The organism is Alcanivorax xiamenensis (genome assembly GCF_009846745.1).
GTDB lineage: Bacteria > Pseudomonadota > Gammaproteobacteria > Pseudomonadales > Alcanivoracaceae > Alloalcanivorax > Alloalcanivorax xiamenensis.
Genome location: NZ_AQPF01000013.1, coordinates 50398 through 62878, shown reverse-complemented (window position 1 = coordinate 62878; position 12481 = coordinate 50398). Strand labels below are relative to the sequence as shown.

The following is a 12481-nucleotide window of genomic DNA, read 5'->3' as shown; positions in this document are numbered from 1 at the left end:
GTTGTCGGGCGTATTCGCGAGCAAGCTCGCTTCCCACAGCAGCTCCGTAGCCCCCTGTGGGAAGCGAGCTTGCTCGCGAAAGCAGCGGCTAATGGGCAGCCCTCGCCCAGGACGGTTATGATACCCGCGGCGCCGTCCTTGCGCAGGCGGTGAATGGCTTTAACACTGGCGGAGCAACGATGCGGTACTGGCTAGGCGTGGACACCGGCGGCACTTTCACGGATTTCGTCCTGCTGGGCGGCGAACAGCCGCGCATCCATAAAGTCCTGTCCACGCCGGCGGCTCCGGAGCAGGCCATCCTGCGGGGCATCGAGGATATGGGGCTCTCCGGAGCCCTCAGCCGGGGGGAGTTGGTCATCGTCCACGGCAGCACCGTGGCCACCAACGCCGCCCTTGAAAACAAAGGCGCCAGAACGGTAGTAATTACTAACTCCGGCATTGAGGATCTGCTCCTCATCGGCCGCCAGAACCGGCCGGAGCTATATAATCTGCGGCCGCTGCCAACCCATACCGCGCTGCACGATACCCCGGTGATCGGCGCCGATACCCGCCTGGATGCCCAGGGGAACACTCTGCTCCCGCTGACGGAAGAGATGATCCGGCAAACGGTGGAGGCGGTTCGCGGCCATGATCCGGAATCCGTGGCGGTGAACCTGCTGTTCAGCTATCTGGCCCCCGATACGGAGCAGCGGCTCGGCGAGGCACTCCGGCAAGCCGGCTACCCGGTGAGCCTGTCCAGCGACATCCTGCCGACCCGCGGCGAGTACGAGCGCGGCATGGCCACCTGGCTGAACGCCTGGCTTTCCCCCCGCATGGCGGACTATCTGGCACGGCTGAAACAGCACACCAAGCCGGCACCGTTGACCATCATGCAATCCAACGGCGGCACCATCGCCGCCGATCAAGCCGCCGAACGGGCGGTGAATCTGCTGCTCTCCGGCCCCGCCGGCGGCCTCAACGCGGCCCGTCGCCTGGGCCAGGCGCTGGGCCGCGATCATCTGATGACCTTCGATATGGGCGGCACCTCCACCGACGTGGCGCTGCTGGATGGCGACATCCGCCTGACCCGCCAGGGCCGTATCGGCCCTTATCCGGTGGCGGTGCCCATGGTCGACATGCACACCATTGGTGCCGGTGGCGGCTCCCTGGCCCAAGTGGATGACGCCGGCCTACTGCACGTGGGCCCGGAATCCGCCGGCGCCAGCCCCGGTCCGGCCTGTTACGGCCAGGGCGGCACCCGGGCCACGGTCACCGACGCCAATCTGGTGCTGGGCCGACTGCAGCCGGAATTTGCCCTGGGCGGCAACCTGCGTCTCGATCCGGCCCAAGCCCACGACGCCGTTGCCCGCGTGGCGAAACGACTCGGCATGCCGGTACCCCAGGCCGCGCAAGGCATCATTGATCTGGCCAACGAGCATATGAGCCAGGCTCTGCGGGTGATCTCGATCCAGAAGGGCTTTGACCCGCGGGACTTCACACTGGTGAGTTTCGGTGGTGCCGGTGGCCTGCACGTGTGCGCCCTGGCCGCCAACCTCGGCATGCACCAGGCGGTGGTGCCTGTACGCGCCGGCGTGCTGTCGGCGGAGGGGCTGGTCTACGCGCCGCGCCAGCGTGAACGCATCCAGGCGCTGCCGGCGGATGCCGAGGCCGCGCATATTCTGACTCTGGCTCGGCAATTGGAGCTCCAGGCCCGGGCGGAACTGGAGGCGGAAGGCATCGACACCAACCGGATCCGCACCGAAACCGGCCTGGACCTGTGCTATCAGGGCCAGTCCTCCGTATTGACCCTGCCCTGGCAGGGAGAGAATCCCGCGCAAAGCGAAGCCGCCTTCCATGATCTGCACGAGCAACGTTATGGCCACCGACTGTCCTTACCGGTACGACGGGTGAATCTTCGGGTCCGGTGCCTGGCCGAGGCGCGACCGCCCTCACCCGGCCAGGCGCCACGGGGCGAGGGCTTGCCAGCCTGGGAGGCTCCGGTTTACCGCTCCGTGGATGGTAAGAAAGCCGCCCAAAACGAAGAAGGAAACAAAACCAAAATTCCTGTATACCGGCGGGACGAATTGGGAGCCGATCAGGTAATCTACGGCCCCGCATTGATCTTCGAACCGGTAGGCACCATCTATATAGAAGCTGATTGGCAGGCCCGGGTGCATCCATCGGCCCATTTATTGCTTACCCGTTTATAACGTCGAGGCTCAAGGAACGAATCGGCGACATTCGCTTTCTAACGGACTACTACCGCCGCAAGCCGGATTATTATGAACACCATCCTGATGTTTCTGTCCGAGGGCCTCCTGGCTCTGGGCCCCTGGAGCCTGGTGCTGATCACCCTGGCCCTGACCCATGTGACCATTGTCAGCGTCACTGTTTATCTGCACCGCTATTCCGCCCACCGCGCGCTGGAATTGAATCCGGTGTTGAAACATTTCTTCCGTTTCTGGCTGTGGTTGACCACGGGCATGAACACCCGCGCCTGGACCGCCATTCATCGCAAGCATCACGCCCACTGCGATAGTGAGGAAGACCCGCACAGCCCGCAGGTACTTGGCATCCGCAAAGTACTGCGCGAAGGGGCGGAGCTCTACCAGGCCGAAGCGCTGAACCAGGAAACCCTGGACAAATACGGCGCCGGCTGCCCGGACGACTGGATGGAACGCAACGTCTACAGCCGCTTCCCCATGCTCGGTATCGTGCTGATGGCACTGACCAACATCCTGTTGTTCGGCTTCGCCGGGGTAACCATCTGGGCGGTGCAGATGATGTGGATTCCGCTGTTCGCCGCTGGCGTGATCAACGGCATCGGCCACTACTGGGGCTACCGCAACTTCGAATGCAAGGACGCCTCACGCAACATTCTGCCGTGGGGTATTCTGATTGGCGGCGAAGAGCTGCATAACAATCACCACACCTACCCCAGCTCCGCCAAGCTGTCGGTGCGCCGATTCGAGTTCGATATGGGCTGGGCCTGGATCCGCCTGTTCGAAATGCTGGGCCTGGCCAAAGTGAAAAAACTGGCGCCGAAACCGGTGCTGAACCCCACTCGCCCGAGCATCGATCTGGACACCGTGCGAGCCCTGGTGCAACACCGTTTCCAGGTGATGGCTCACTACCGCCGCACGGTAATCAAACCGGTATTCCAGCAGGAGCAAGCCCGCGCCTGCGAAGCCACTCGCGGTTTCTACCGCCGCGCCCGGGCCCTGTTGTACCGCGACCAGCGTTTCTTCAAACCGCGTCATCAGCAACGTCTGGAACGGCTGACCGAGCACAATCACACGCTGGCCACTATCTACGAATACCGCCTGCGTCTGCAGGAAATCTGGAGCCAGACCAGCCGCAATTCCGCGGAGATGCTGGATGCGCTGAAACAATGGTGCCGTGAAGCCGAGGAGTCCGGCATTCACGCTCTGCAGGATTTCGTCACCGCGCTGAAAGGCTACCAGCCGCAACCGGCCCGGGCCTGATTAGTAAAGCTATTCGCGAGCAAGCTCGCTTCCCACAGAGAGAACTACGAAGCCGCTGTGGGAAGCGAGCTTGCTCGCGAATCCCCCCCAACGCTGTACCTAATGCATATGCGGCTGGTACGCCACGTCAAATTCATCCGCCAATCCGGCCAAGCGTTTATCCAACGTCCAAAGCCTCCCTTCGGGAGTGATGAGGGTTGAAGCGAGCAACATCATATCCACCAAACCACAACCTCGACCGTATAAGCTTTCTTGCTCAACGAACGTCATGACCTCCTTAAGGCTGGCCTGATTACTCGGCCGCAATAGACCTATGTAGCCCAAAGTTCGTTGCCGAGGCTCAGGCGGAGTCCCACAGGCAAGCTCGCCCAAGACCATGGGATGCACCAGGGCACGGTCCATTTCCATCAGGTTGATCAGCGCCTCATTTTTTTCTCTGAAGTGCGCCACCCATACCGAGGTATCCACCAAAACGCTCATTCCTGGAACGGCTCCTCACGCCGCCGCGGGATATCCTCCATATCAGGTGAGGCTCCTCCCAAAGCGGCCAGGCGGCGCGCGGCTTGGACCCGAACATAGGTTTTGATGGCCTCCCGAAGAATATCCGCGGGTTTATCCAAGCCTGCTTCAGCCAGCTCCAATGCCTGCTCGTAGAGGGCATCGTCAATCGTGATTGTGGTACGCATATCGACGCTCGGTCATCATTATTGATGCCACAGTGCATCAAATTCATCATCTCGTCAATATGGCACCATCCTGGTTAGTACATCAGCGAAGGCAACAGCAGGGATAACGTCGGAAACGTCATCAGCAGAATCAGCACCACCGCTTCCGCGGCCAGGAACCACACCGTGCCTCGCACCACCTGACCGAACGGCACCTTGTCGCCCACCCCGGCACTGACCACGAACAGGTTCAATCCTATTGGCGGTGTCAGCAAACCGATCTCGATGAACTTCACCACCAGCACGCCAAACCAGATCACGTCGATATCAAACGCGATGACGAAAGGCGCCAGCACCGGCAGGGTCACCAGCATCAAGCCGATCGGATCCAGGAACATACCCAGAACGATGTAGAACACCGTGACCGCCAGCAAGAACATCCACAGCGCCACTGCGTAATCTTCCACCCAGACACCAATGTTCATGGGAATCTGGCTGAGCGTGAGCATACGACTGAACAACACAGCGCCGATGGCAATGAGAAAAATCGACGCGGTGCTGGTGACGGTTTCCGACACCGCCTGCTGCATCGCCGTCCAGCTGAAGGAACCCTGGAGCAAGGCGGCCACGATCGCCACGAAGGCACCAAAAGCGCCTGCCTCGGTGGCCGTCACCGTTCCGGTATAAAGCCCGCCGACCACACCGGCGACGATCACTGGCAGCGGCCAGGACTTGAGCAACAATACCCAACGGTCCCGGGTGGAGTAGGCCTGCGCCGTACCCGGCGCCAGGTCCGGATTCAGCTTCACTCGGGTGATGATCAATACCGCATAGGCCAGCATGGTCAGCAGGCCAGGGATAATCCCCGCCATCAGCAACTGTCCGACGGACGCCTCCATGAAAACCGCATAAAGCACAAAAGGAATACTCGGAGGGATAAAGGCTCCCAGCGTTCCAGACGCCGCCACCACCCCCGTGGCCAGGCCAGGATCGTACCGGGCCCTCAGCATTTCCGGTACGGCAAGACGGGACATGGCACCGGCCATCGCCACACTGGAACCACTGGCGGCGGCAAAACCGGCACTGGAAACATTGGTGGCGATCGCCAACCCGCCCGGCAGGAAACCCAGCCAGGCCTTGCCCGCATCGAACAGGGTCCGCGTCAAACCGGTATGGAAGGCAATCGCGCCCATCAGGATAAACATGGGAATGGCGGTCAACGACCAATGGGCGATGAACTGAAACGTGGTGGAGCCCATCAAGGCGAACGCCGCGTCCAGCCCACGCAGAGAGAGTAACCCGGTGAAGGCGCTCACCCCGAGCGAGACCCCGATCGGCACACGCAGCGCCAACAGCACCAACAACAACGCGATACAAGCGAACCCGACCTGCACCGCGCTCATGATGGCATCTCCCGCCCGGATCTACCGCGCAGTAGACGGACCAGAAGATACACCGCCGCGAGAGCGGCCAGGGAAACGCCCGCCCATGCAATCCAACGAGATGGCCAGATCGACAGTTCAAAGAACACCGCGTCCACGCCTTCCCGGCGTCCCCAGCTTTTAACCGCTTGCAAATACAGACCGTAGGAGAACAGGGCAAAGTACAGCGTTATCACCAGCAACCCGAAGATATCCGAAGCGGATTTCAACCGTTTGCCAAAATGCTGAACCAATACATCCACGCGAATGTGGCTATCCTCCACCACACAAATAAAGATACCGATGAACACCGCCGCCACCATGTAGTAGTAAGCAACGACTTCCATGGTTCCCGGGATATGCATGCCGAACAGCAACCTCAGCAGCACTTCGGTGGTGACATGCACCATCATCAGAACAATCATTGCGCCGACCACATTGGTGGCCAGATTCTTTGTCTTTTTTATTAGCCGGTTCATAATCCAACCTCATCGAATACGTAATGCCACCTTACCCACGGCCCGGCGCTTAACCACCTGATCGATGGCTTCCGTCACCTGCTCGAATCGGAACAGCTCGGGCGTGGCGAGATTTATTTCTCCTTCCGCCGCGGACTGGAACAGCCAGCGCATCATCGACTGGATTTCATCGGAGAATTGATGACGCCGATCCTCTTTTCCCCAACCCACGTACTCGGAAAAATTCACCCCCAGCAAACCGATGTTCTTCACCAACAACAGATTCACCGGCGCGGCGGGAATGTCACCGCTGGCAAAACCCAGCGAAAGAATGGCTCCTTCCACCGCCGTGGCCCGAATCAGCGACACGAACACGTCGCCACCCACCGGATCGAACACTACATCGGCGCCGCGCCCGTCCGTCAAAGCCTTAACCTTCTTCACCACGTCCCCGGTGGAGTAATCGATCCCTTCCGAGGCGCCCACCTTCAAAGCCGCGTCCAGCTTTGCAGGCGAGCTGGCCATGGCGATGACCTTGGCTCCAAGCAAAGCAGCCACCTGTACAGCGGCTTGCCCCAGAGCCCCTCCGGCACCGGTCACCAGAACCGTTTTATTAGCCAGCTCCCCGGCCCGTTTTAATGCCGTGGTCGCGGTACCGAACGACAGGGGCAAAGCCACCGCCTGTTCCAATGGCACCGCCTCCGGAACCGGGTAGACGGTGGCCCGGTCGATCACCACCTCTTCAGCAAAGGCGCCGCAATCGACAATGGCCGCCACCCGCTGCCCCACTTTGAGATCGTTAACGCCGGGGCCGCATTCGGTAACGACTCCGGATACCTCCGTGCCGGGAACAAAAGGCAGCGTCATTTTGCGTTGATAGGTCCCCGCCACCATCAAGGAGATGGCGTAGCTGACGCTGGCGAAGTGCACGGCGATACGCACGCAGCCCTCCGCCAACGCCGGACTGGGTACCCTGGATAACACCAGGTCCTGATAAGACCCGAACCGGTCACAAAGCACTGCTCGCATCACCTGCTCCTTATTCTTTCTCACGCCTGCATGCAGGCACCGGATGACAACAAGTTGTGGATCTCCGCCTCGGCGAAGCCCGCGCCTCGCAGGGCATCCACGGTGTGTTGCCCCAAAGCCGGCGCCGGCGGCAACTCGTCCGCCCGGTTCTCCGCCCCTGGAAACGCAGGGAAAGGAAAGGCACCGAAGTCTGGCTGGTCCACGTCCGCCAACAAATGCAGGGCCTCCACCTGGGCATCCTCACGCAACGACGAATAGCTGTTCACCGGTCCACAAAGCACACCCGCCTGATTGAGGCGATCAATCCAGTACTCCCTGGATTGTGTCGGAAAAATATCCGCCAGCAGGTCGTGCAGGGTATCCACATTGCGTTGACGTGACTCGTTATCGGCAAAACGTGGATCGGTTGCCCACTCTTCATGGCCAAGCGCCTTTGCCAGGGCGAAGAACATCTCATTACGCAAGCACACCACCGAGAGTTGACCATCGGCGGCGTTGAAATTGCCCGAGGGCACCGTCACCGGTTTTCTTTTTTCTCCGCCCTGCAGGAACGACTCCACCATCGGCATGGCCTGAAAAGCCATTGAGGCACCAAGCAGAGACAAATCCAGATGGCGGCCAACACCGGTGGCCCGCTGCTCGTGAATCGCCGCGGACAATGCGTAACCGGCGTACAAACCGGTGATCATATCCACCGCCAGCATACCAACCCGCCGGGGCTCGCCTTGGTCCGTACCGTTCATGGCCGCCATGCCGGTGGCCGCCTGGAGAATGCTGTCCGAGCCCGCGCGCAATGCGTGGGGACCGGTGCGGCCAAAACCGGAAATGGAGCCCAGTACAATGGCGGGATTCATGGACTTCAGGACGTCGTACCCCAACCCGAGCTTTTCCATTACACCAGGCCGGAAGCTTTCCATCACCAGATCCGAGCAACCAACCAGGCGTTTGATCACCTCCCGTCCCTGTTCATTCCGGGCATCCACGCAGATACCTTTCTTACCCCAGTTGGCGATTACGCTCAGAGCGCTGTGCCCGCTGCGTGCCAGCCCCATCACCCGGCCCCAGTCTCCCTGGGGCGGCTCCACCTTCACCACCGTGGCGCCCATCATCAGAAGCATCTGCGCCGCGTAAGGCCCGGCCAGCCCCTGGCTCATATCCAGGACCCGGACCCCGTCAAACGGCTTGAACTGCGTTGTAGCGGTATTCATCAATCAATAACCTGTGAAGTGAGAAGAAACCGGCGCGCTAGCACGCCATTCGCTGCCAAGGCAGCTTCCCACAAAGGGAAACCACGGAGCCGCTGTGGGGAGCTGCCTTGGCAGCGAATCATCTCCCGTTCCAGGAGTTCGCTTGCAGGCAAGCTCCTACAGTGGCTTTGTAGCCACCTCCAGAGCCCTGAACCGGCACGGTCCATCAAAACGCCTTGTCGTAGATTTCGGTCTTCAACAGGTCGGCGTACTGCTGCTCGGTGAGTTCCTTACCTTCGAGCAGCCCTTCCCACTTCTCCAGATTCTTGATGAAACTCTCGACGATCTTTTCCGGATGCTCGACACCACGCTTGGCCGCATTCCGGGCCGATTGCTCAATCTGGGATTGCATGAAAGCCTCACGACGTTGCTTGAGCGCATCGGATACTTCAACGAAGTGAATGTTCTGTTCCCGCGCCAGCTTTCGTACGTCCTGTTCTTCCTTCTGATACGCGTACAAGGTACGCGCGAGCCCTACCGGCGCCGCATCAATCAATGCCTGGCGCCCTTTATCGTCCAGATCCTCCCAGACGGCCTCACGCACATTCAGCAACGAACCGCCCAGAAAAGCCCCCATGGGCAACTCGACGACGCTGTTGGCCACTTCCATCAGCGACAAGGATTTCAACCAGCTGGTGGCACCGATGACACAGTCCAACTGGCTGCGTTCCATGGCCTCGTAGGATTCGCTATTGGGAATGTTGACCGGAATACCCTCGATACCCGACACCCAACGACCGATCTCTTCACCGGCCACGCGCATGCGTTTGCCCTCGGCGTCAAAACCTTCGTCAAACCGGTCCTTGCACATGGCCTGGTAAGGCGGCGTGGCGTAACTGGCGAGGAAGCGCACGCCCTGCTCCTTGTACTCCTCAAGGCATTGCGGACAGTCATTGAGAATGGTGTCCACCGACGCGGCGGACGCAGCCAGCGAGTCCCGGTCCCAGAACGACAGATCGCTGATGACCATGTTCGCCGGCATGGACGTAGGGAAATAAACGGTCACCAGGAAACCGCCGTCGATCATGCCGTCGCTCACCGCCGACAGCATCTCCTTGCCCGAGGCCGCCGCCCCGGACGGAAAGAACTTGAAAGACACCTCGCCATCGGACCGCGTCTTCGCCGCCGCCATGAAGGTGGTGATCCCCTCACTGGTGGGATGGTGAGGCGGCAGATAACTGCCGTAAGTCAGATCACGCGCAAAAGCCAATGCCGGCACCAGGGAAGCCACGGCGACCAGGCCACCGAGCAACGCGGATATCAATCGATTGCTGTTGTTGTTAGCCATGAGACTCTCTCCAAGCTCTCGTGGAGCTTTCTCCGAGTTCGGGGGTTGTGTTGCAACCCCATCTTGATTATTGTTCGCTATACGCACATTGTGTTCCCTAAAAGAACACCAGTAAGATAAGACGAAACTTTCGTTAATGTCAAAACGTCCCTGGACGGAGTGGTACCGATGGCGGCACATAAAGAGAAGGCTGAGTCCCTGCTGGTCAGCGGATTCATGCGGGGTTTGAAGGTGATCACCACTTTCGGAGAAGGCGCCGCCAGGCAATCCCTGTCCGATGTCGCCCGGCGGGCCGACATCTCCCGGGCCAGTGCCAGACGCCTGCTGCATACCCTCACCGCCCTGGGCTACGCCAACACCGACGGCAAGCAGTTCTGGCTCACTCCCCGCATGCTGAACCTGGGTTTCTCCTACCTCTCCTCAATGGAGATCTGGTCCTTCGCCCAGAGTTACATGGAGGAACTGGTGCAAAGCGTTCAGGAATCCTGCTCCATCGCGGTGCTGGACGGTTCTGACATCTACTACGTGATGCGGGTCCCCACCCGTAAACTGCTCAAAAGCACCCTCAACGTGGGCAGCACCCTGCCCGCGCACGTGGTCTCCCTGGGGCGGATCCAGCTGGCCGACTTGCCCCCCGAAGAACTCGACCACTACCTCAACAACCTGGAGCTCACCCCCTACACCCGCTTCACCATCACCGACAAAGCGGAACTCAAGCGAGCGATTCTGGAAGACGGCGCCAAGGGCTGGTCCATCGTTGACCGGGAACTGGAGGAAGGCATGTTCGGCATCTCCGTGCCGATCAAGAATAGGGAAAACAAAACCATCGCCGCTATCAACCTCACTTTGGCGCCGAGCAAGGCCAATGAGGAAGGTATGATTGAGCGGTTATTGCCTGAGCTGCGAAAGACGGCGGAGAAGATTAATGGGGAGTTGCGGCACGGCGGTTGAGCCATTGGCTCCAAACCGCCGCGCCTCGGTGTTAGCAGCCTTCCGGACCACAGTATTGCAACAGCTTGACCGAAGGTTGCTCCGCAGCGATGACGTGCACCGTAGCTGTTCCCAGGTTCACACCCAAGGCTTCCAGCAACGGCCCCAACAGATAATCGGACAACGGCACCAACAAGCCGTCCAACACTGGCGTAATCACGTCCACAAGACCGTTCAGCAATCCGTCCAAAGGAATACAGGCAATACTGGCATGATCCACACTAATACCATCAAGCAGGTTGGTAACACTTTTTCTCAGTACCGAACCTGTGTCGCCTGACACCTCTTCGGAGATCGCCTCAAAAGCATCAAGTGGCAAGTCATCGAAATACAACATGCTCGTCGGCACCGCCTCGCCAGTAACCGGCGTCGAGCTTATACGGACATCCACCAACCCTTTCCCGCATGCTTTAACTGGCGGGTAGCAGCAGTCCCCGTACTTAGTTCCCAGCAGCCCGGTGTACTTGTGTGTCCAGGTAACGTCTTCCCGATATACCGGACAAAAGGCCTTGGCAATAGCCGGGAAACAAACGCCCTCGGGCTCTTCGTCCGCCACCAGGACACCCACTTCAATGCCGTCGTACTTACCATCGTGAATGGTTTCCAGGGACAGTACCGACCGCTCCACTTCGAAGTCGAAGTTTACCGTATTAACCGACCCGGCGGCGCAATCCGCCCCAACCAATCGTGCCGTGGTGGCCCCCGTCCGAAGTTCCAGCGGAACAGAGAGCTTCAAGCCACTGAATTCCGCGGCGCCGATGTTCATGTACAACACCAGACGCAAAATAATATCCGCGCCCGCCAGCGACCCTATCCATTCCGTGCCGTTATCGCCCTGGACCATCCTTGCTGGCGCGATAATGGGCTTGGGGGTGTTCTCAAGCTCAATCTCAAGCTTTACTTCCAGGTTCTCATCCAAACCCAGAGGCCCCAGAAGCCCTTCCAGATCCACCTCGATCACACCATTGAACGGAGGCCGGTTAGCCAGGTCCAGCACGATGCCGCTAAGCGCCTCCAGAAGGGGAATTTTTGCACCCGCATCCACGGCACCGTCGCCCAGCACACCAACAACATCCTCTAACTTGATATTGGTATGGATACCCGGGGCGGCAATGATCTCATCCAACATGGCCAGAGTATCGGATGTAAGCCCATCAACGCTTTTCAGCGCCCCAACAACAACATGGGCGGGAATATCCGATCCAAGAATCTCACCAAGCCCCAGATCACCGAGCACCGGCATTTCGGTGGTGAGATGGTGAAGCAAGCTCTCAAGATCAATGACGGTATGCGCCAGCTGTTCCAATGACAGCGCCTTCAGCGTCAACTGGCTATCACCAAGGACGTACCGGAATATCGGCTCCAAAAGCGGCGATTTGGCGGTGGAAAGTTCCGCGGTGAACGATTCCGTATAGAAAGTGGCGTACACTTCTTTCTGAGCTGCCGCTGAAGCGGTCAGAGTTACTGATCCGAGCACGGATTCAGGAAGAAGTCTGCTTATTGGCTCTACCCGTTTTATTTCAACCGCGACACCGTTCGTCATCAGAAAGTTATCGGCGGGTTCGAAGCTCAGAACTTTTCCATCCCGGGCGGTGATAATCCCCTCCTGAACAGAAATGCTCTGGGTTTTTCCATCAAGCCCTTGAGCATCAGCCTGTAACAGCATCGCTGCTCGAGCCCGGCTGACCATCTCCTCCGCGGCATCGCCCCCACACGTGTTTGCCTTACCTACCGCGGCTGTGGCGGCGAGATTCGCCTGCGCCTGAAGGTCTTTCCTCAGAGAGAACAACCTTGCGCCGTCGAGAGCCAAGGTCGATAGAATCAGAATTACGATAACCAAAAGCGGGGTAACGACGCTCAAGGCGCCGGCCTGACGTTTCATACTGCGAACTCACAACCCAAAGTAAATCAATCGATGA

Annotated in this window: 11 protein-coding genes; 3 read left to right on the top strand and 8 right to left on the bottom strand. The window is 59.5% G+C overall.

What is annotated here, in order from left to right:
- The first annotated feature begins 179 nt into the window (after positions 1-179).
- Together A6D6_RS10445 and A6D6_RS10440 are read left to right on the top strand one after the other, a co-directional pair.
- On the top strand, positions 180-2189 hold the full coding sequence (locus A6D6_RS10445) for a hydantoinase/oxoprolinase family protein (protein ID WP_201303757.1): 2010 nt from the start codon (positions 180-182) through the stop codon (positions 2187-2189).
- A 72-nt stretch (positions 2190-2261) separates the two neighbouring features.
- Positions 2262-3464, top strand: coding sequence for a DesA family fatty acid desaturase (locus A6D6_RS10440; protein ID WP_133492751.1), 1203 nt, complete (start codon positions 2262-2264; stop codon positions 3462-3464).
- 99 nt (positions 3465-3563) lie between these two features.
- Here the strand turns inward: A6D6_RS10440 and A6D6_RS10435 are convergent, their stop codons facing one another.
- The 7 genes from A6D6_RS10435 to A6D6_RS10405 all read right to left on the bottom strand — a co-directional run bounded on the left by A6D6_RS10435 (position 3564) and on the right by A6D6_RS10405 (position 9572).
- On the bottom strand, positions 3564-3944 hold the full coding sequence (locus tag A6D6_RS10435; RefSeq protein ID WP_080530189.1) for a type II toxin-antitoxin system VapC family toxin: 381 nt from the start codon (positions 3942-3944) through the stop codon (positions 3564-3566).
- On the bottom strand, positions 3941-4150 hold the full coding sequence (locus A6D6_RS10430) for a type II toxin-antitoxin system VapB family antitoxin (RefSeq protein ID WP_080530188.1): 210 nt from the start codon (positions 4148-4150) through the stop codon (positions 3941-3943). Before A6D6_RS10430 ends, A6D6_RS10435 begins: the two co-directional genes overlap by 4 nt.
- A 74-nt stretch (positions 4151-4224) precedes the next feature.
- Positions 4225-5532 carry a TRAP transporter large permease gene (locus A6D6_RS10425; RefSeq protein WP_159660694.1) on the bottom strand — a complete coding sequence of 436 codons (1308 nt, stop codon included), beginning with the start codon at positions 5530-5532 and terminating at the stop codon, positions 4225-4227.
- On the bottom strand, positions 5529-6029 hold the full coding sequence (locus A6D6_RS10420; protein ID WP_159660693.1) for a TRAP transporter small permease: 501 nt from the start codon (positions 6027-6029) through the stop codon (positions 5529-5531). Before A6D6_RS10420 ends, A6D6_RS10425 begins: the two co-directional genes overlap by 4 nt.
- Positions 6030-6038: 9 nt before the next feature.
- A complete protein-coding gene (locus A6D6_RS10415) occupies positions 6039-7037 on the bottom strand; it encodes an NADPH:quinone oxidoreductase family protein (protein WP_159660692.1) in 999 nt (332 codons plus the stop codon).
- Positions 7038-7057: 20 nt separating this feature from the next.
- On the bottom strand, positions 7058-8245 hold the full coding sequence (locus tag A6D6_RS10410; RefSeq protein WP_159660691.1) for a CaiB/BaiF CoA transferase family protein: 1188 nt from the start codon (positions 8243-8245) through the stop codon (positions 7058-7060).
- 205 nt (positions 8246-8450) lie between these two features.
- A complete protein-coding gene (locus tag A6D6_RS10405) occupies positions 8451-9572 on the bottom strand; it encodes a C4-dicarboxylate TRAP transporter substrate-binding protein (RefSeq protein ID WP_159660690.1) in 1122 nt (373 codons plus the stop codon).
- 168 nt (positions 9573-9740) lie between these two features.
- On the opposite strand from A6D6_RS10405, the gene A6D6_RS10400 reads away from it, so the two are divergent.
- Positions 9741-10523, top strand: a complete 783-nt coding sequence (locus A6D6_RS10400; protein ID WP_159660689.1) for an IclR family transcriptional regulator domain-containing protein — start codon at positions 9741-9743, stop codon at positions 10521-10523.
- A 31-nt stretch (positions 10524-10554) separates the two neighbouring features.
- On the opposite strand, the gene A6D6_RS10395 is transcribed toward A6D6_RS10400, so the two are convergent.
- Complete coding sequence (locus tag A6D6_RS10395) at positions 10555-12444, bottom strand: Tad domain-containing protein (protein ID WP_159660688.1); 1890 nt, start codon at positions 12442-12444, stop codon at positions 10555-10557.
- Positions 12445-12481: the final 37 nt, after the last annotated feature.